We start from the raw sequence: 20,478 nt of genomic DNA on the forward strand, positions 1-20,478 counted from the left end.
CGGGCAAATGTCATTGTCCGGCTTTCTGCAAAAGAATATCTTGAACGGTAGTCTTACTACTTTTTGTTCTGTTTTTCTTTCATCATCTGTTCCTGCTGTTTCTGCATGGCTTCCAGACGAGCGGCGAAACCGGTTTTCTTCATCTTCTTCGGGTCTTTCTTGTTGGCTTCCAACTGAGCAAGAAGGGCTTCCTCATTGGTTGTCTTGCGCATGATGAGCGTTGTTACCACACTGACTAACGTAGAGATGAAGTAGTAATAGTTCAATCCCGAAGGATAGTCGTTCAATATGAAGAGGAACATGATAGGCATCAGGTATGACATCCACTTCATGGCAGCCATCTGCGGATTGGCACCCGTATCCTGTTGCTGCATCATGTACTTCGTGTTCAATATGTTGGTAACCGTCATCAGCAGGCAGAACAAGCTGAGGTGGCTTCCCAGGAACGGGATATGGAACGGGAAGTTGATGAACGCATCGTAAGTGGAAAGGTCGTCTGCCCACAAGAAGCTCTGCTGGCGGAGTTCAATGGCACTCGGCACGAACATGAACAAGGCCATCAAGATAGGGAACTGTATCAGCATCGGCAGACATCCGCCCATCGGACTGACTCCGTACTGGCTGTAGAGGCCCATCACTTCCTGCTGCTTCTTCATGGCATCTTCCTGCTTGGGGTACTTCTTGTTTATCTCGTCGATTTTCGGTTTCAGTACGCGCATCTTGGCAGAGGACATGTAGGTTTTCCACGTTGCGGGGAATACTACAGCTTTTACGATTAACGTCATGAACAACAGTACGATACCCATGCTCAACCCCCAACTGGACAACCAGTCGAAGATGTTGATGGTGAACCATTTGTTTATCCAGCGGATGAGCGGCCAGCCCAGATAGACCAGACGGTTCAGCTCCCACTTCTCGTCACGCCCCTTGTCGAGTGCGGTCAGGGTCTTGTAGTGATTGGGGCCGAAGTAGAAGAACAGCTGGGTAGGTTCCTTGCCAGCAGGGTCGAACTTCGTGCTCATCTCCGCAGAATAGTCCTTAATGTAGCCGCTGCCTTGAGTCTCCATCTTGGAACTCAGTTTGGTCTTTTCAAAGTCGGCATCTGCCAAAAATACTGAAGAGAAGAACTGGTTCTTGAAAGCAATCCAGTCCAGGCGTTCCGGAACTTCCTTTTCGTCGTTCTTGTTGGCGGACAGATAATCGGTACCCTCTCCGGCGATTTTGTAAGTCAGCTCAGCCAGACGGTTCTCGTAGGTGTAACCCTTCTCTATCTGACGGGCACGCTGAGACCACTCGATGTCCACATAATTGTTGGTGGCGGCCAGCTTGCCTTCCATATTGACAGCCTGGATAGTAAAGTCTATCAGGTATGTGTCATTGTGCATGCTGTAGGTAAAGTCGATATAGCTGTTGCTGTCTGCCGACAAACGCATGGTGACGGTACTGTCCGTACGGTTTACTGCGGTGAAATAATAGTCTTCCGTCTGGATAGTCTCTTTCTTGTTGTAAAAGAGGAAATTCATGGAAGCGTCATTGCCGCTGAACAGTGTGACGGGGGTCGTCTTGTCTTGTCCCATGTATTCCTTCAGCGTGGCCGAAGCTATGCGCCCGCCTTTTGTATCTACGGTTATTTCTGCCAGGTTGTTCTGGATGGTTACCTGCGAGTTGGTTCCTTGACGGGCGTCGAAGAAGAGGGCAGTGGAGTCAACGCTTGCTTCCGCTCCGCTTTCGTTGGCCAGGGCTGCTTCCGCCTTGGCTTTCAAGTCGGCTTCGCGCTGTTGCACCTGGGCTATGGAGTCGTAGTAACGTTGCTGTGCTTCCAACTGCTCCTGGCTGGGACGGCTCAGAAAGCTGAAACCTACTAACAATATCGCTATCAGAACAAGACCTGTGATGGTATTTTTATCCATTCTTTGTTGATTACAAATTACTTATTACAAATTATTTCTTTTCGTTTTCATTTTCGATGGCGGCCTTCACGAATGCTACGAACAGTGGGTGCGGATGCAATACCGTACTGCTGTATTCGGGATGGAACTGGGTACCGACAAACCACTTCAATGCGGGAATCTCAACAATTTCCACCAGGTCCGATTCGGGGTTTATACCCACACACTTCATGCCTGCTGCTTCGTAGGCATCCTTGAAGCTGTTGTTGAACTCGTAGCGGTGACGGTGACGTTCCTGGATATGCTCGGTACCATATGCCTCGTATGCCTTGCTGCCTTTCTGCAGAACACATTCGTAGGCACCTAGACGCATGGTTCCACCCATATTGGTGATGGACTTCTGCTCTTCCATGATGTCGATGACATTGTGCGGTGTCTTTTCGTCCATCTCGCGTGAGTTGGCATCGGCATAACCCAGTACGTTACGGGCAAATTCGATGGCGATACACTGCATACCCAGACAGATACCGAAGGTGGGGATGTCGTGCGTACGCGCATATTTGATGGCTACGAACTTGCCGGCAACGCCGCGTTCGCCGAAGCCTGGACCGATAAGTACGCCTGCCATGCCTTTCAGGGCTTCTGCCACATTCTCGTCAGTCAGCTTTTCACTGTTCACGAAGTCTACCGATACCTTGCGGTCATTGTAGGTTCCTGCTTGTGAAAGGGCCTCGCGGATGGACTTGTAGGCATCCTGCAAGTCATATTTGCCCACCAATGCGATGTGCAGCGGGGCAGTCTCTTCGGCTTTGTGACGGCGTTCGAGGAAAGCGCGCCACGGTCCCAGTCCCGGAGTGTCGCCGACGGGAAGTCCCATTTTCTTCAAAATGGTAACGTCCAGTCCCTGGCGCTGCATCAAGATGGGCACCTCGTAGATGGTAGGCGCGTCGATGCTCTGCACCACGGCATTTTCGTCCACATTGCAGAACAGAGCCACTTTCTTGCGCAGGGTGGTACTCAACTCATGTTCCGTACGCAGTACGAGGACATCGGGTTGGATACCGGCACTTTGCAGTTCCTTTACGGAGTGCTGGGTGGGCTTGGTCTTCAGCTCACCGGCAGCTGCCAGGTAGGGGACATAAGTAAGGTGTACGCACAAGGCGTCTTTTCCCAGTTCCCACTTCAGCTGACGGATGCTTTCCAGATAGGGCAGAGACTCGATGTCACCCACTGTACCGCCAATCTCGGTAATAACAAAGTCGAATTTGTATTTGTTTCCCAGCAGTTTTACATTACGCTTGATTTCGTCTGTAATATGGGGAATAACCTGGATGGTCTTTCCCAGATAGTCACCCCGGCGCTCTTTGTCGATGACGCTTTTGTAGATGCGTCCGGTCGTGATATTGTTGGCCTTGGTGGTCTGGATGCCCAGGAAGCGTTCGTAATGGCCCAAATCGAGGTCGGCTTCGTGGCCATCCACGGTAACGTAGCATTCGCCGTGTTCATAAGGGTTCAGTGTACCCGGGTCGATGTTGATGTACGGGTCAAACTTCTGGATGGTTACCTTGTAACCTCTTGCTTGCAGCAATTTACCGATGGAGGATGAGATGATACCTTTACCTAATGAAGAGGCAACACCACCGGTGACGAAAATATACTTTGTTTCTCCCACAACTATATTATTTTATTAATTGTTTAATCTAATGCCAAGAGCCTATACGGCTTGTCGTTCAGGGTGCGCACTGCTCCCGTCAGTACACGTAGAACTTAAAAAGCGCAAAATTATAAAAAAAAGAGGAAGTAGAGAAAGTTTCGATGAAACAATTATTAAAAAATACGATTTCATCGAAGAAAGTCCTTCTTGCCTTTTTCTTATGGCTTTTCTATGTTTTCTAAACATTTTAAGCTAAATTTGCGCTCGAAACATAGACTTTAGGGCATTATGAAGAATAGACACATTGCATTTTGGTTAATTGCTACGATGATTTCTTCGTCGGTGATGGCACAGAATACGCTGGATACCGCCTCGAAGAACAGTGGACAGGAAACAACTGCCAAAGCCGACACCTTGCCGGATATAATGAAAGAATACATGATTCTGAAATTGAAACCGGAAGGTATGGGGTACAGGCTGGATACTGTTTCCATATTATATGAAAGGTATATCGGAGTGCTGGATTATTTGAATGACCCCACGACTCCGGAGCGTTATATACCTTCCAATCCGAACTACTATAGGTTGTTCCTTCCCCTTACCTATTATTATGCCCCCATGAGACGCCTTTCCAAGGTGGACTGGCATTTCCAGGTGCCTGATACGGTGCCTGCCCTGACGCGCGAGATGTTGCCGTTCGACACACTGAGTTTCACCTCAAAGGACCGAGCCAACAAACTGGTGGACCGTACGCTGCTGAACACGTATGTGAATTGTCCCAATCTGGTTGTAATGACCGAGAAGGAGGTGATGAAAGGGAAGATATTCAAGGATAATATAGAGAAGGAGGTTTCTTCCAAGCCGTCCGTCGTGAAACTGTTTGCGCAGGAGAATATGGTGGGAGTGAAGGAGGAAGCCGACGTGATTATCCACAAGCCCAACTGGTGGGTGACGGGTGGAAACGGTTCGTTGCAGATTACCCAGAACTATATCTCCGACAACTGGTACAAGGGAGGTGAGAGCACTAACGCCGTGCTTGCCAACCTGCAATTGTTTGCCAACTATAATGACCGTGAAAAGGTGCAGTGGGAAAATCTGCTCGATGCCAAGCTGGGCTTCAGCTCCGCACCTTCCGACGAGTTTCATAACTATCTGGTAAGTACCGACCAGCTCCGGCTGTACAGTAAACTGGGTATTCAAGCTGCGTCCAAGTGGTATTATACCATCACGACTGAGTTTAAGACCCAGTTCTGCAATGGCTACAAGGCCAACAGTGAAGAGCTGGTTTCGGCTTTCTTTGCTCCGGCGGACTGGTCGAGCAGTATCGGTATGGACTACAAGTTGAAGAAGCAGAAATTCAGCTTGTCCGTTTTCATGGCTCCGCTGACGTACATGCTGCGCTATGTGGGGAATAAGGGTGTGAATGAAGTGAGTTTCGGTCTTGAGGAGGGCAAGTGCGTGAAGCATAACTTCGGTTCGCAGATACAGCCTACACTTTCGTGGACCATCATTCCTTCCATTACGCTGGATTCCCGCCTGGACTTCCAGACCAGTTATGAGTGGACGCGTATCGAATGGGAAAACACGGTGAACTTTGTGCTGAACCGCTATCTTTCCACCAAGCTCTATGTGCACGCCCGCTATGACGACAGTGCCAAGCCGACGGAAGGGGACAGCTATTTTCAGGTAAAAGAATTGCTCAGTTTCGGTATCAATTATAAATGGTAAATAAACAAATGGTCTGTTCGGAGTGAACAGATTATCTGTTTTGGTTAGTCAGACGGTCTGTTTTTCCTTGACAGACCGTCTGTTTTTTGTCTTTTTGTAGTCTGTGGCAGGTGAAAAAACATAAAAACATAGAAAAAGCACGTTTACGAACACAGAAAATGCATAGGAAAGGTTTGCAGTTCACAAATAATGCGTAAATTTGCCGCGATTTGTAATGCACACTTTGCAAAATGGCGAATACTATAAAACATCAAGGTATTGTGGAAAACATAAACGGTTCTCATCTCCAAGTGAGAATCATCCAGACTTCAGCGTGCGCTTCGTGTAGTGTCAAGGGACATTGTACCTCTGCGGATACGAAAGAGAAACTTGTCGATGTGGCCGATGCCAATGCCGCATCCTACCAGCCCGGCGACCGTGTATGGGTGACGGGCGAACTTTCAATGGGAGTGATGGCAGTTCTGTTTGCCTTTATATTTCCTTTCCTTATTCTGATAATCTCACTATTTGTTTTTATGGCTATCTGGAATGACGAGCTGCGTTCCGCGCTTTGTTCGCTAGCACTTCTTGTACCTTACTATTATATATTGTGGCTGAACAAGTCGCGGATGGGTAAGAAGTTCTCATTCTCCGTACGACCGATGAACTAACTAATAATAAAACAAATAATTAATAAACAACTAATTTATGAATGTAATTCTGATTGCAGTGATTTCATTGGGAGTTATAGCGCTGGTATCGGCCGCTATTCTTTACGTGGCTTCCAAGAAATTCGCCGTGTATGAAGATCCGCGGATTGCCCAGGTAGCAGAGGTGCTTCCCCAGGCAAATTGCGGTGGATGTGGTTACCCCGGTTGTAGCGGATTTGCAGATGCTTGCGTAAAGGCAGGTTCGCTGGATGGTAAACTTTGTCCGGTGGGTGGACAGCCCGTCATGACAAAGATTGCCGAGATTCTGGGCTTGGATGCCGCTGCTGCCGAACCTATGGTTGCGGTGGTGAGATGTAATGGAACTTGTGCCAACCGTCCTCGTGTGAACCAATACGATGGCGCCAAGAGTTGTGCCATTGCGGCTTCTCTCTATGGTGGTGAAACGGGTTGTAGTTATGGCTGTCTGGGATGCGGCGACTGTGTGGCTGCCTGCCAGTTCGATGCTATCCACATGAATCCGGAGACCGGACTTCCCGAAGTGGATGAGGAAAAGTGTACGGCTTGTGGAGCTTGTGCCAAGGCTTGTCCGAAATCTATTATTGAAATCCGTCCTCAAGGCAAGAAATCACGTCGTATTTACGTACAGTGTGTAAACAAGGACAAGGGGGCCGTAGCACGCAAGGCTTGTACCGTGGCATGTATCGGTTGCGGCAAGTGTGTGAAGGTTTGTCCGTTCGAGGCTATCACGCTGGAAAACAATCTGGCTTACATTGACCCCAATAAGTGCAAATCCTGTCGCAAGTGCGAGGAAGCTTGTCCGCAAAACACAATCATTGCCCTCAACTTCCCGCCGCGCAAACCGAAGGCTGACGATACAGCTCCCCAAGTAAAGGTTGCAGTTCCTAAAGCTGAGGTTGAGACTCCTAAAGCGGAGGTTTAGACTTCCCAAGTTGAGGTATGAATTAATAAAGTAAATAAACGACTAAAAATACAGAATTGTATGTTGAAGACATTTTCAATTGGTGGAGTCCATCCACACGAAAATAAACTTTCAGCACATCAGCCTATCATCAAGGCAGAGATTCCGGCCAAGGCCGCTATCTTGCTGGGACAGCACATCGGTGCTCCTGCCAAGCCTATCGTTGCCAAAGGTGATGTTGTGAAAGTGGGTACAAAGATTGCCGAGCCCGGCGGTTTTGTATCAGCAGCCATTCATTCGTCTGTCAGCGGGAAAGTCGCTAAGATTGACACGATTGTCGATGCCAGCGGTTACGCCAAGCCTGCTATATTCATTGACGTAGAAGGGGATGAATGGGAAGAATCCATTGACCGTTCCGAAACGTTGGTGAAGGAATGCAGTCTGACTTCCGAGGAAATCGTGAAGAAAATCGCCGATGCCGGTATTGTAGGTCTGGGTGGTGCATGCTTTCCTACGCAGGTCAAGTTGTGCCCTCCTCCTGCATTCAAGGCAGAGTGTGTCATCATCAACGCCGTAGAGTGCGAACCGTATCTGACTGCCGACCATCAGCTGATGCTGGAACATGCGGAAGAAATTATGGTAGGTGTATCCATTCTGATGAAGGCGGTAAAGGTGAACAAGGCATTCATCGGCATTGAGAACAATAAGCCCGATGCCATCCAGCTGATGACGAAAGTCGCTTCCAGTTATGCAGGTATCGAGGTGGTACCCTTGAAGGTACAATATCCGCAGGGTGGTGAAAAGCAGTTGATTGATGCTGTCATCAGTCGCCAGGTTGCAGCCGGTGCGCTGCCTATCTCCACGGGAGCTGTGGTGCAGAATGTGGGTACCGCATTTGCCGTTTACCAGGCCGTACAGAAGAACAAACCTCTGTTTGAGCGTGTCATTACCGTGACAGGCAAGTCGCTGGCAAAGCCGTCCAATTTCCTGGCACGTATCGGTACGCCGATGAAGCAGCTGATTGAAGCTTGCGGCGGCCTGCCCGAAGATACGGGCAAGATTATCGGCGGTGGCCCGATGATGGGTAAAGCTCTGGTGAATACGGATGTACCGACTGCCAAAGGCAGCTCCGGTATTCTGATTATGAACGAGAAGGAAGCCAAGCGCGGCGAGGTACAGCCTTGTATCCGTTGTGCCAAGTGCGTGGGAGCCTGCCCGATGGGGTTGGAGCCGTATCTGCTGGCTACCGTTTCGGCCCACGGAGATTTTGAAAGAGTAGAGAAAGAAGACATTATGTCGTGTATAGAATGCGGTTCATGCCAGTTCACTTGTCCTTCCAACCGTCCGATGCTGGATTATATCCGCTTGGGTAAGGGTAAGGTAGGAGCGATGATCCGTGCACGTCAAGCTAAAAAATAACGAAGTATGAATAAATTAATCGTATCCCTTTCGCCCCACGTTCACGGCGGTGACAGCGTGAAGAAGAATATGTACGGTGTGCTTATCGCATTGATTCCGGCATTCCTCGTTTCGCTTTACTTTTTCGGACTGGGTGCGCTGATTGTTACGGCCACTTCCGTAGCAGCCTGCTTGTTCTTTGAATGGGCCATCGGCAAATTCCTCATGAAAAAAGAGACCACAACCATCACCGACGGCTCTGCCATCATTACCGGTGTGTTGCTGGCCTTTAACCTGCCTTCCAACCTGCCCATCTGGATAATCATCCTCGGCGCCTTGTTTGCCATCGGGGTAGGCAAGATGTCCTTCGGAGGTTTGGGTTGCAATCCCTTTAACCCTGCACTGGCAGGACGTGTGTTCCTGTTGCTTTCATTCCCCGTGCAGATGACGACATGGCCGGCTGTAGGCCAGTTGACAGCCTATACGGATGCCACGACGGCTGCTACGCCGCTGGCTATTATGAAAGGTGTCATCAATGGTGCTCCAGGCATGTCCCTGAGCGACCTTCCGGGAGCTTTCGACCTTCTGATAGGTAATAATGGAGGATGTCTCGGTGAGGTGAGTGCCTTGGCGCTGCTGCTTGGTTTGTTCTACATGTTGTGGAAGAAAATCATCACCTGGCACATTCCGGTATCTATTCTGGTGACGGTATTCGTGTTCTCTGGTATCATGTATCTGGTCAATCCGGAACTTTATGTATCCCCGGTCGTACAGTTGTTGTCCGGTGGTCTGATGCTGGGTGCTGTCTTTATGGCTACGGACTACGTGACTTCTCCGATGAGCCACAAAGGTATGCTGATTTATGGTGTTTGCATCGGCCTGCTGACTGTCATCATCCGTCTGTTCGGTGCATATCCGGAGGGTATGTCGTTTGCCATTCTGATTATGAATGCGTTCACTCCGCTCATCAACACCTATGTTAAACCTAAACGCTTTGGGGAGGTAGCGAAGAAGAAATGAAAAAGTTAGAATCATCCTTGAAGAATATGTTGCTGGTACTTACGGGCGTTACTGCCATCTCCGTAGCGCTGCTGGCTTATGTAAACGAATTGACGAAGGAGCCCATTGCGCAGGCCAATGCAAAGACCTTGAGCGATGCCGTAAGTGCGGTGGTTCCGGGCTTCGACAATGACCCCATCGCCGAGAAGAAGATGCAGGAAGTAAACGGAGTACAGTATTCTGTATATCCTGCCACCAAAGGCGGAGAATATATCGGAGCTGCTGTGGAAGCTGTTGCCATGGGTTTTGGCGGTGAGCTGAAAGTGTTGGTCGGTTTCGATGCCGAAGGCAAAATCATCGACTACTCCTTGTTGTCGCATGTGGAAACTCCGGGGTTGGGCTCCAAAGCTGCCGACTGGTTCAAGAAAGGCAATAAAGGTGACATCACCGGCATGAATCCGGGTGAAGCGGCATTGACAGTGAGCAAGGACGGTGGTAAAGTAGATGCCATTACAGCGTCTACCATCACTTCACGTGCTTTTTTGAATGCAGTGAATGCGGCTTATGCTGCCTATGCCGGTCAGGAAACTGCCGACGGCACTACCGGCGCTACTCAAAAGAATGTTGAACAACCTGCTGATTCCGCAGCTCCCGAAGCTGTGGATACACTCAGCGCTAAATAAGAAAGGAGTAGAAGATATGAATAATTTTAAAGTTATGATGAACGGGATTATCAAAGAGAATCCTACGTTTGTACTCCTGCTGGGTATGTGTCCTACACTGGGTACCACTTCCTCTGCTATCAACGGTATGGGTATGGGACTGGCTACAATGTTCGTGCTGATATGTTCCAATGTGGTGATTTCTGCCATCAAGAATCTGATTCCCGATATGGTGCGTATTCCTTCATTCATTGTGGTCATAGCATCATTTGTGACACTGTTGCAGATGATAATGCAAGCCTACGTTCCTGCATTGTACGCCACGCTGGGCTTGTTCATTCCGCTGATTGTTGTAAACTGTATCGTATTGGGACGTGCCGAGGCATTTGCTGCCAAAAACAATCCGGTGGCTTCCTTGTTCGACGGTCTGGGCATGGGCTTGGGCTTTACCATTGCACTGACATTGCTGGGTGCCGTGCGTGAGTTCCTGGGAACCGGCAAGATATTCAACTTGAGTATCCTTCCTGAAGAATACGGCATGTTGGTATTTGTCCTTGCTCCGGGTGCATTCATCGCATTGGGCTATCTCATTGCTTTAATCAACAGTATGAAGAAGGCTTGATAATGGATGATTGATAATGGTTCATTATCGATTGTCATTTTTCAATTAATAAATTAAAGAAATGGAATATATATTGATATTTATCTCGGCAATCTTTGTAAACAACATCGTATTGTCGCAATTCTTGGGAATTTGCCCGTTCTTGGGAGTTTCCAAGAAAGTGGAGACTGCATTGGGCATGTCGGCAGCGGTGGCATTCGTGCTCACCATCGCCACCATCGTGACATTCCTTATTCAGAAGTATGTGCTCGACGCTTTTGATTTGGGCTATTTGCAGACTATTACCTTTATCCTGGTGATTGCCGCATTGGTGCAGATGGTAGAGATTATCCTGAAGAAAGTTTCTCCTTCTCTGTATCAGGCCTTGGGCGTGTTCCTGCCGTTGATTACTACCAACTGCTGTATTCTCGGTGTGGCCATCCTTGTTATCCAAAAAGATTATGATTTGCTGACGGGAGTGGTTTATGCATTCTCCACGGCACTTGGTTTCGGCTTGGCACTGACACTGTTTGCAGGCCTGCGCGAGCAAATGAGCCTGGTTAGTGTGCCGAAAGGTATGCAGGGCACTCCGATAGCTTTGATTACGGCCGGACTGCTGGCAATGGCATTCATGGGCTTTTCGGGGGTTGTGAAGATTTAAAGAAGAAAAACCGGAAATAAAGTGAAGGGGGGATAAGCTAAAATTTATCCCCCCTTTTTCTGTTTTTATTAATTTATTTCCTTACATTTGTGGCGTATTGATAACCTAAAAGCTAAATTGTCTATATTTAATATGAAAGAGAAAATTTTAGTTACGGGTGGAACCGGTTACATTGGTTCTCACACGGTGGTGGAACTTCAAAACGCAGGTTATGAAGTTGTTATTATTGATAATTTGTCAAACTCCAGCGCAGATGTTGTAGATAACATAGAGAAGGTATCGGGTATCCGTCCTGCATTCGAGAAATTGGATTGCTTGGATTATGCCGGTCTTGACGCTGTGTTTACCAAATATAAAGGCATTAAAGCCATCATTCACTTTGCAGCCAGCAAGGCCGTAGGTGAGTCTGTCCAGAAACCGTTGCTTTACTATCGTAATAACCTGGTTTCACTGATTAACCTGCTGGAACTGATGCCGAAGCATGGAGTGGAGGGTATCGTATTTTCTTCTTCCTGCACAGTTTACGGCCAGCCGGACGAGCTTCCGGTAACGGAAAAGGCACCTATCAAGAAAGCTGAGTCTCCGTATGGAAACACGAAGCAAATCAATGAAGAGATTGTACGTGATACGGTTGCTTCCGGTGCTCCGATAAACGCCATCTTGTTGCGTTACTTCAACCCGATAGGTGCACACCCCACAGCATTGCTGGGAGAATTGCCTAACGGTGTACCGCAGAACTTGATTCCTTATCTTACCCAGACCGCTATCGGCATCCGTGAGAAACTGAGCGTGTTTGGTGACGATTATGATACTCCCGACGGTTCTTGTATCCGCGACTTCATCAATGTAGTCGATTTGGCCAAAGCACACGTAGTGGCTATCCGCCGTATCTTGGAGAACAAGCAGAAGGAGAAAGTGGAAGTATTCAATATCGGTACGGGTCGTGGACTTTCCGTATTGGAACTGATTAATGCTTTCGAAAAGGCTACCGGTGTAAAACTGAACTATCAGATAGTAGGTCGGCGTGCCGGTGATATTGAGAAGGTATGGGCAAACCCGGAATTGGCAAACAATGAACTGGGTTGGAAGGCAGAAACAAGTATTGAAGATACTTTACTTTCTGCATGGAAATGGCAGTTGAAGCTTCGTGAACGAGGTATTCAATGACAAACTTTGAATTTGTGTTTTTTAACAAATAAGCAATAAACAAATGCCTCCCCGCATTTGTTTATAATGTGCAAATCAGCCTGAAGCTGTTTATGTATATGTGAATATCCGTAACTAGTACGTATGCCTCCCCGGCATAGACAGGTAAGATTGCATAGTAGTTTTGTCGTGTTTTATTTTGTGTTTGTGTTGTGAATAAGCCTTGTCGAGAGACAAGGCTTATTTTTTTGTATATTATATACGGAATCTTTATTGCCAATTCTGTGGTTTTTCATAAGATGGGTGGGCAATTCCTTTTCTTGCCAATTGTTAACTGACGTTATCATGTCTGTAGCAATTTGTTCCAATTGTAGTATTAATCGTTCAAAATAGTATTTTTTGTTCAAAAAATGCTATACACGGTAACAACTACATGCAAATTGTTTATACATTTGCGTTGTTGTTTATGTAACTATTGGGATGAACAAACCGTTGCTGACAAACGTTAATAGGTACGAGTACTTATATAGCTGACGAAAGACGCGACTTGGCTGATTTGTTTTAGAGGATACACGCGACTTACAACTTAGTATTGGGAAAAATAATTAAAGAAATATAGAATAAAAAAGATTGCTTATGTCACAGATTGTTGGACATATCTCACAGGTAATCGGACCTGTAGTAGACGTCTATTTCGAAGGAACGGAGGCAGAGATGATGTTGCCGAGTATTCACGACGCACTGGAAATAAAAAGGTCGAACGGAAAAAGACTGATTGTAGAGGTACAGCAACACATTGGTGAAAACACGGTGCGTACTGTTGCTATGGACAGTACGGACGGCCTGCAGAGAGGTATGAAAGTGCATCCGCTGGGAGGCCCCATCACCATGCCGATAGGTACACAAATCAAAGGCCGCCTGATGAACGTAGTGGGCGACTCTATCGACGGCATGAAGGAACTGGACCGTACCGGTGCTTATCCCATCCATCGCGAACCCCCTAAGTTTGAAGATTTGACTACCGTACAAGAGGTACTTTATACAGGCATCAAGGTTATCGACTTGCTGGAACCCTATAGCAAGGGCGGTAAAATCGGTCTGTTTGGTGGCGCCGGTGTAGGCAAGACAGTGCTTATCCAGGAGCTCATCAATAATATTGCGAAGAAGCAGCACGGCTTCTCTGTGTTTGCCGGTGTAGGAGAACGTACACGTGAAGGCAACGACCTGCTGAGAGAAATGATTGAATCCGGTGTTATCCGTTACGGAGAAGAATTCAAGAAGAGCATGGAGGAAGGCCATTGGGATTTGTCCAAAGTAGATTATGACGAAGTGGCCAAATCACAAGTGTCTTTGATATTCGGTCAGATGAACGAACCTCCCGGTGCGCGTCAGTCCGTGGCATTGTCAGGGTTGACGGTAGCCGAGTCCTTCCGTGACATGGGAGCGGAGACGGACGGTCCGCGTGACATTCTGTTCTTCATTGATAATATCTTCCGTTTCACTCAAGCCGGTTCCGAGGTTTCGGCTTTGCTGGGCCGTATGCCTTCTGCCGTGGGTTATCAGCCGACACTGGCAACGGAAATGGGTGCCATGCAGGAGCGTATTACCTCTACGAGAAACGGCTCCATCACTTCCGTGCAGGCTGTATATGTGCCTGCCGATGACTTGACTGACCCGGCGCCTGCTACAACATTTACCCACCTCGATGCCACCACGGTGTTGAGCCGTAAGATTACCGAACTTGGCATTTATCCTGCTGTAGACCCGTTGGAATCCACTTCACGCATTCTCGACCCACACATCGTGGGGGTGGAACACTACGAAGTGGCACAACGTGTGAAACAAATATTGCAGCGCAACAAGGAATTGCAAGACATTATCTCCATCCTCGGTATGGAGGAGCTCTCTGATGCCGACCGTACGTTGGTGAACCGTGCGCGTCGTGTGCAGCGCTTCCTTTCACAGCCGTTTGCCGTTGCCGAGCAGTTTACGGGTGTCCCCGGTACAATGGTTTCCATTGAGGATACTATCAAAGGCTTCAAGATGATTCTTGACGGAGAGGTGGACTACCTGCCCGAACCAGCTTTCTTGAATGTGGGAACCATTGAAGAAGCTATTGAGAAGGGTAAGAAACTACTGGAACAGGCAGGGGAAAAAACGATTAAAAATTAAAACTCTGGGAGCTTTGATAATGAAGAAGTTGCATTTGAATATTGTTTCACCGGAGAAGGAACTCTTCAACGGGGAAGTGGAAAGTGTTACATTGCCGGGCACTATGGGCTCTTTTTCTATCCTGCCGCAGCATGCACCGATTGTGTCATCGTTGGGAACGGGGACATTGGTTTACGCAACGGACGGTGAGGAACATGAGCTGGATATTCAAAGCGGATTCGTAGAGATGAGTAACGGAAGGGTTGCCGTCTGTATAGAACAGCAATAGGCAATTAAAAATAAGAAATTGAAGATTAAAGGTTGTTGGCGTGACTATTACTAAGAGAAACTACTTATTGCATACAGCGCTCTTGACGGTATTGATAGGAATTGTAGGCGGATGGACGTACTTTTCGATAAATCCGCATCACTATTTCGGCGGTTATCCGCTGATTCCGCTTTTCTTCTTTGTTTTCGGAATATTCATGATTAATATGACCGAAAGCTGCCGTCACCGGATGCCGGGACGAATGTTGCAGATTTATCTGCTGATGCGTGTGATGAGAATGCTGGTTTCCATGATTGTGATGCTGGTTTATTGCGTTGCAGTACGTGAGGAAGCCAGGGCGTTTCTGTTGACGTTTATAGCCAACTATCTGATATATTTGATTTATGATTCCTGGTTCTTCTTCACTTTCGAGGCGAACAAGAAACAGAAAAAGAAAAGTAACAATGAAAAGATTGCGTAACATACTGACTGTAGTTCTGTTGGCATTGGGCATGTTGCTACCCGCCACGGTGCGGGCTGAGAATACGGTGGACGTGAAGGAGATTGTCTTCGGGCATATCGGCGATTCTTACGAATGGCACATCACGACGTGGGGCGAAACTCACGTTACGATTCCCTTGCCGGTAATAGTGCATAGCTCTACCACCGGATGGCATGTCTTTCTATCCTCACGTCTGGAGGAGAACGGTGGAAGTTATGAAGGCTTTTCCATCGCTCCCGCAGGAAGCAAGTACGAAGGCAAGCTGGTGGAGCATGATGCCACCGGAAACGAAATACGCCCGTTGGATATCTCCATCACGAAGGTGACACTGGCTTTGCTCATCAACAGTGCATTGCTGCTTGTCATCATTTTAAGTGTGGCGCACTGGTATCGCAAGCACCCGCAGGGAAGTGCCGCTCCCGGTGGTTTCATCGGGTTTATGGAGATGTTTATCATGATGGTGAACGATGATATTATAAAGAGCTGTGTCGGTCCGAAGTACCGTAAATTCGCACCTTACTTGCTGACGGCCTTCTTCTTTATTTTCATCAATAACATTATGGGGCTGATTCCTTTCTTTCCCGGAGGGGCCAACGTGACGGGAAATATAGCCATTACGATGGTATTGGCCATCTGCACTTTCTTGGCCGTGAATATCTTTGGAACCAAGACCTATTGGAAAGATATCTTCTGGCCGGATGTGCCCTGGTGGCTGAAGGTGCCGGTCCCCATGATGCCGTTTATCGAGTTCTTCGGTATTTTTACCAAACCGTTTGCTTTGATGATACGTCTTTTTGCCAATATGCTGGCAGGACACATGGCAATGCTGGTGCTTACCTGCCTGATATTCATCTCGGCCAGTATGGGACCTGCTTTGAACGGAACGCTTACCGTGGCCTCGGTGCTGTTCAATATCTTTATGAATGCACTTGAATTGTTGGTTGCCTTTATCCAGGCATATGTGTTCACCATGCTGTCAGCCGTGTTCATCGGTCTGGCGCAGGAAGAGCATAAGGAGAAGGCGGTGAAATGATACGATTATTGGGAATATAAATATTAATAAAAATAACCATTTAAAAACTGAAAGTTATGTTACTATCTGTATTATTGCAAGCTGCTGCGGCAGGTGTGGGAGTTAGTAAACTGGGTGCAGCCATTGGTGCTGGTCTGGCTGTTATTGGTGCTGGTGTAGGTATCGGTAAAATCGGCGGTTCTGCCATGGAGGCCATTGCCCGTCAGCCGGAAGCATCCGGAGATATCCGTATGAACATGATTATTGCCGCTGCCTTGATTGAAGGTGTTGCTTTGTTGGCAGTAGTTGTGTGTTTATTGGTGTTCTTTTTATAATGTACAATCTACCATTTACGATTTACAATTTGTCCGTGCAGCATCACCGCGCAGCCAAATTGTAAATCGTAAATTGTCAAATCGTAAATAAAATTATGTCATTGTTATTACCCGATAGTGGTCTGCTGTTCTGGATGCTTCTTTCATTCGGTGTGGTGTTTGTGGTGCTTGCCAAGTACGGTTTTCCCGTTATCACCAAGATGGTGGAAGGTCGCAAGACCTACATCGACCAGTCTTTGGAAGTGGCACGCGAAGCAAATGCCCAGCTCTCCAAACTGAAAGAGGAGAGTGAAGCGTTGATTGCTGCTGCCAACAAAGAACAAGGACGCATTCTGCGGGAGGCGATGCATGAGCGTGACAAGATTATCGTCGAAGCACGCAAGCAGGCGGAAGCCGCCGCGCAGAAGGAGCTGGACGAAGTTAAAAAGCAGATACAGCAAGAGAAGGAAGAGGCCATCCGCGATATTCGCCGCCAGGTGGCAGTCTTGTCCGTAGATATAGCTGAGAAAATTATCCGCAAGAATCTGGACGAGAAACATGAGCAGATGGAGATGATAGACCGGATGCTGGATGAAGTGCTGGCCGCAAGTAGAAACAATTAATTCTCAAAGAAATGGATATAGGAATCGTTTCGATGCGTTATGCGAAAGCATTGATGGAATATGCCAAGAGTATGGGGGTAGAAGATACTCTGTACAAGGAGTTTTGTATGCTTGCCCGTAGCTTCAGGAAACATCCGGATTTGTGCATGGCATTGGAAAACCCCATCCTGACGATACGTGAGAAGTTCGCACTTATCTGTACCGCTGCTGTGGGGGATGCTCCTGCGGGCCGTGAGTTTGCGCGTTTCATGACCTTGGTGTTGAAGAACCGGCGGGAAAACTTTCTCCAGTACATCTGCCTGAGTTTTCTGGATTTGTACCGGAAAGACAAGCATATCGGTGTAGGAAAGCTGATAACAGCCGTTCCCGTCAGCCAGGAAGTGCGGGAGCGTATCCATAACAGTGCTTCCACCCTGCTGCATGCCAGCATGGAGCTGCAGACTGAAGTGGATCCCTCCATTGAAGGTGGTTTTATCTTCGACATCAACGACTTCCGTCTGGATGCCAGTATTGCTACGCAGCTTAAGAAAGTGAAACAGCAGTTTATTGATAAGAATAGAAGGATCGTATGATTTACGATTTGACAATTTACAATTTACTATTTAATAGTCTTGTGATGCGTAAGTTGTAGAGGTCAAAACGGTATATGATTCGGGTTCTTTCAAATAGTAAATAGTAAATCGTAAAATAGTAAATACTAAGATGTTGTCTGAAAATATAAAAGTAAGCGAAGTCTCCGATATTCTCCGCAAGCAACTGGAAGGGATTGACACCCGCGTACAGTTGGACGAGATTGGCACGGTACTGCAAGTCAGTGACGGTGTAGCCCGTATCTATGGGTTGCGCAATGCCGAAGCCAACGAGTTGTTGGAGTTCGACAACGGCATCAAGGCCATTGTGATGAACCTCGAAGAGGATAATGTGGGTGCTGTGTTGCTTGGCCCTACGGATAAAATCAAGGAAGGCTTCATTGTAAAGCGTACCAAGCGTATTGCTTCCATCATGGTGGGAGAGGGTATGCTGGGCCGTGTAATAGACCCTCTGGGTGCGCCGCTTGATGGCAAAGGACTGATAGGCGGAGAACTTTATGAAATGCCGTTGGAACGTAAGGCACCGGGAGTCATCTTCCGCCAGCCGGTGAATCAGCCGCTTCAGACCGGTCTGAAGGCTGTGGACGCCATGATACCTATTGGTCGCGGACAGCGTGAGCTGATTATCGGTGACCGCCAGACCGGTAAGACAGCCATTGCCATCGATACCATCATCAACCAGCGTGCCAATTTTGAAGCAGGTGATCCGGTATATTGCATTTATGTAGCCATTGGCCAGAAAGGTTCTACCGTAGCTTCTATTGTGAATACCCTGCACCAATACGGTGCGATGGACTATACCATTGTGGTGGCTGCTACGGCGGGAGACCCGGCTGCATTGCAGTATTACGCTCCCTTTGCAGGGGCTGCCATCGGAGAGTATTTCCGTGATACCGGCCGTCATGCGCTGGTGGTCTATGACGACTTGTCCAAGCAGGCGGTGGCCTATCGTGAAGTGTCTCTGATTCTGCGCCGTCCGTCAGGACGTGAGGCCTATCCGGGTGATATCTTCTATCTGCACTCCCGTTTGCTGGAACGTGCGGCGAAGATTATCAGCCAGGAGGAAGTGGCACGCGAGATGAACGACCTGCCGGATAGTCTGAAAGGCAAGGTGAAAGGTGGTGGTTCGCTGACTGCATTGCCCATTATCGAAACTCAGGCAGGAGACGTGTCCGCCTATATCCCAACGAATGTGATTTCAATCACTGACGGGCAGATATTCCTTGATACGAATCTCTTCAACCAGGGTAACCGTCCGGCCATTGACGTGGGTATCTCCGTGAGCCGTGTGGGTGGCAATGCCCAAGTCAAGGCGATGAAGAAGGTGGCAGGTACATTGAAGATTGACCAGGCACAGTACCGTGAGCTGGAAGCATTTACCAAGTTCAGTGGTGATATGGACCCCGTGACGGCATTGACCATCGACAAGGGACAGAAGAATACGCGCCTGCTGGTACAGCCCCAATACAGTCCGATGCCGGTAGAAAAGCAGATTGCCATTCTTTATTGCGGCACACACGGCTTGTTGAGGGATATTCCTTTGGACAAGGTCAGCGAGTTTGAACGCAACTTCCTTGAGTCTCTTGAGATGAACTATCGCATGGAGGTACTCGACGTTTTAAAGACAGGTGTCATCAACGACGATGTCTGCAAAAAGATTGAGGAGACGGCAGAGGCGGTTGCAAGGCAATTCATGTAATGTACAATTAGACAATTTACAATTTACAATTTAGCTGCGCCATAACCCGCATGGCAAATTGTACATTGTACATTGTAAATCGTAAATAGATATATGGCTTCACTGAAAGAGGTAAAAAATAGAATAAGCTCCGTCAAGAGTACACGCCAGATAACATCGGCGATGAAGATGGTGGCATCTGCCAAACTGCACAAGGCGCAGGGGCGGATTGAGAATATGCTGCCTTATCAACGGAAGCTGAATGAGATTCTGACGAACTTTCTGCGTACGGATGCTTCCTTCGAGTCGCCCTATACCGAGAAAAGGCCCGTGACGAGGGTAGCGGTCGTGGCGTTTTCGTCCAATAGTTCCTTGTGCGGTGCATTCAACTCGAATGTGGCGAAGATGCTGGAACGGACTTTGGAAGGTTACCAGTCGCTGGGCAAGGAGAATATTCTGATATATCCCGTTGGGAGAAAGGTGGAGGAAGCTGTCAAGAAAATGGGATATGTGCCGCAAGGCAGCTATCAGTTGATGGCAGACAAGCCTTCGTACGTTGAAGCGTATGAGCTGGCGGAGAAGCTGATGCATGAGTTTGTGGAAAAGCAAATTGACCATGTGGAGCTGATTTACCACCACTTCAAATCGATGGGTTCGCAGGTGCTGCTTCGCGAGAATTATCTGCCCATTGACCTGACGCAAGTGGCGCAGGAGGCGGCAGAAGATGTACCGGAAGATGCCCGCAGTTTCAATAATGATTACATTGTGGAACCTTCCGTCGGCGAGTTGATAGCGGAACTTCTGCCAAAAGTGTTGAGTCAGAAGATATTTACCGTGCTTCTCGATTCCAATACTTCGGAACATGCTGCCCGTATGCTTGCCATGCAGACGGCGACAGACAATGCCAATGAGCTGATTCAGGATTTGACGAAACAGTATAACAAGAGCCGTCAGCAGGCCATTACGAATGAGCTGCTCGATATTATCGGCGGTAGCTTGAAATAGTCCGGATTGCCCCGTAAAGGGCTTTCTC

Annotated in this window: 20 protein-coding genes; 18 read left to right on the forward strand and 2 right to left on the reverse strand. The window is 48.0% G+C overall.

Annotated elements, in window-relative coordinates:
• Window positions 1-56 precede the first annotated feature (56 nt).
• A complete protein-coding gene (yidC, locus tag EYA81_RS17995; RefSeq protein WP_005836982.1) occupies window positions 57-1,910 on the reverse strand; it encodes a membrane protein insertase YidC in 1,854 nt (617 codons plus the stop codon).
• A 31-nt stretch (window positions 1,911-1,941) separates the two neighbouring features.
• Window positions 1,942-3,561 (reverse strand): CTP synthase, encoded by a 1,620-nt coding sequence (locus EYA81_RS18000; RefSeq protein WP_008663543.1) that lies wholly within the window; start codon window positions 3,559-3,561, stop codon window positions 1,942-1,944.
• 270 nt (window positions 3,562-3,831) lie between these two features.
• On the opposite strand from EYA81_RS18000, the gene EYA81_RS18010 reads away from it, so the two are divergent.
• From EYA81_RS18010 to EYA81_RS18095, 18 genes are all read left to right on the forward strand, one after another.
• Window positions 3,832-5,271, forward strand: a complete 1,440-nt coding sequence (locus EYA81_RS18010) for a DUF3078 domain-containing protein (protein ID WP_008663544.1) — start codon at window positions 3,832-3,834, stop codon at window positions 5,269-5,271.
• Between the two features lie 230 nt (window positions 5,272-5,501).
• Entirely contained in the window at window positions 5,502-5,921 is a 420-nt protein-coding gene (locus tag EYA81_RS18015; RefSeq protein WP_008663545.1) for a SoxR reducing system RseC family protein, read from the forward strand.
• 37 nt (window positions 5,922-5,958) lie between these two features.
• Window positions 5,959-6,861, forward strand: a complete 903-nt coding sequence (locus EYA81_RS18020; RefSeq protein ID WP_005836987.1) for a Fe-S cluster domain-containing protein — start codon at window positions 5,959-5,961, stop codon at window positions 6,859-6,861.
• 60 nt (window positions 6,862-6,921) lie between these two features.
• A complete protein-coding gene (rsxC, locus tag EYA81_RS18025; RefSeq protein ID WP_005829145.1) occupies window positions 6,922-8,259 on the forward strand; it encodes an electron transport complex subunit RsxC in 1,338 nt (445 codons plus the stop codon).
• A gap of 6 nt (window positions 8,260-8,265) precedes the next feature.
• Window positions 8,266-9,258 carry an RnfABCDGE type electron transport complex subunit D gene (locus tag EYA81_RS18030; RefSeq protein ID WP_005829143.1) on the forward strand — a complete coding sequence of 331 codons (993 nt, stop codon included), beginning with the start codon at window positions 8,266-8,268 and terminating at the stop codon, window positions 9,256-9,258.
• Window positions 9,255-9,920 (forward strand): RnfABCDGE type electron transport complex subunit G, encoded by a 666-nt coding sequence (locus tag EYA81_RS18035; protein WP_005829140.1) that lies wholly within the window; start codon window positions 9,255-9,257, stop codon window positions 9,918-9,920. Before EYA81_RS18030 ends, EYA81_RS18035 begins: the two co-directional genes overlap by 4 nt.
• 16 nt (window positions 9,921-9,936) lie before the next feature.
• Window positions 9,937-10,521 carry an electron transport complex subunit RsxE gene (gene rsxE / locus EYA81_RS18040; RefSeq protein WP_117599732.1) on the forward strand — a complete coding sequence of 195 codons (585 nt, stop codon included), beginning with the start codon at window positions 9,937-9,939 and terminating at the stop codon, window positions 10,519-10,521.
• A gap of 61 nt (window positions 10,522-10,582) precedes the next feature.
• Window positions 10,583-11,161 (forward strand): electron transport complex subunit RsxA, encoded by a 579-nt coding sequence (gene rsxA, locus EYA81_RS18045; protein ID WP_008663551.1) that lies wholly within the window; start codon window positions 10,583-10,585, stop codon window positions 11,159-11,161.
• Between the two features lie 132 nt (window positions 11,162-11,293).
• Entirely contained in the window at window positions 11,294-12,328 is a 1,035-nt protein-coding gene (galE, locus tag EYA81_RS18050; protein WP_025833837.1) for a UDP-glucose 4-epimerase GalE, read from the forward strand.
• Between the two features lie 615 nt (window positions 12,329-12,943).
• Window positions 12,944-14,479, forward strand: coding sequence for a F0F1 ATP synthase subunit beta (gene atpD / locus EYA81_RS18055; RefSeq protein WP_117599578.1), 1,536 nt, complete (start codon window positions 12,944-12,946; stop codon window positions 14,477-14,479).
• 19 nt (window positions 14,480-14,498) lie between these two features.
• A complete protein-coding gene (gene atpC / locus EYA81_RS18060; RefSeq protein ID WP_117599579.1) occupies window positions 14,499-14,747 on the forward strand; it encodes an ATP synthase F1 subunit epsilon in 249 nt (82 codons plus the stop codon).
• Between the two features lie 40 nt (window positions 14,748-14,787).
• Complete coding sequence (locus EYA81_RS18065) at window positions 14,788-15,207, forward strand: hypothetical protein (RefSeq protein ID WP_119962210.1); 420 nt, start codon at window positions 14,788-14,790, stop codon at window positions 15,205-15,207.
• Window positions 15,191-16,261 carry a F0F1 ATP synthase subunit A gene (gene atpB / locus EYA81_RS18070; RefSeq protein ID WP_119962211.1) on the forward strand — a complete coding sequence of 357 codons (1,071 nt, stop codon included), beginning with the start codon at window positions 15,191-15,193 and terminating at the stop codon, window positions 16,259-16,261. The genes EYA81_RS18065 and atpB overlap by 17 nt, the downstream gene beginning before the upstream one ends.
• A 56-nt stretch (window positions 16,262-16,317) precedes the next feature.
• On the forward strand, window positions 16,318-16,575 hold the full coding sequence (gene atpE, locus EYA81_RS18075) for an ATP synthase F0 subunit C (protein WP_005829122.1): 258 nt from the start codon (window positions 16,318-16,320) through the stop codon (window positions 16,573-16,575).
• A 95-nt stretch (window positions 16,576-16,670) separates the two neighbouring features.
• On the forward strand, window positions 16,671-17,177 hold the full coding sequence (atpF, locus tag EYA81_RS18080; protein WP_005829120.1) for a F0F1 ATP synthase subunit B: 507 nt from the start codon (window positions 16,671-16,673) through the stop codon (window positions 17,175-17,177).
• A gap of 11 nt (window positions 17,178-17,188) precedes the next feature.
• Entirely contained in the window at window positions 17,189-17,749 is a 561-nt protein-coding gene (locus EYA81_RS18085; RefSeq protein ID WP_119962212.1) for a F0F1 ATP synthase subunit delta, read from the forward strand.
• A 133-nt stretch (window positions 17,750-17,882) separates the two neighbouring features.
• The gene (gene atpA, locus EYA81_RS18090; RefSeq protein WP_117599733.1) at window positions 17,883-19,466 is read left to right on the forward strand and encodes a F0F1 ATP synthase subunit alpha; all 1,584 of its coding nucleotides are present in this window, start codon (window positions 17,883-17,885) and stop codon (window positions 19,464-19,466) included.
• A gap of 93 nt (window positions 19,467-19,559) precedes the next feature.
• Window positions 19,560-20,450, forward strand: a complete 891-nt coding sequence (locus EYA81_RS18095) for a F0F1 ATP synthase subunit gamma (RefSeq protein ID WP_117599583.1) — start codon at window positions 19,560-19,562, stop codon at window positions 20,448-20,450.
• Window positions 20,451-20,478: the final 28 nt, after the last annotated feature.

This window comes from Bacteroides sp. A1C1, from assembly GCF_004328515.1.
Lineage (GTDB): Bacteria > Bacteroidota > Bacteroidia > Bacteroidales > Bacteroidaceae > Bacteroides > Bacteroides uniformis.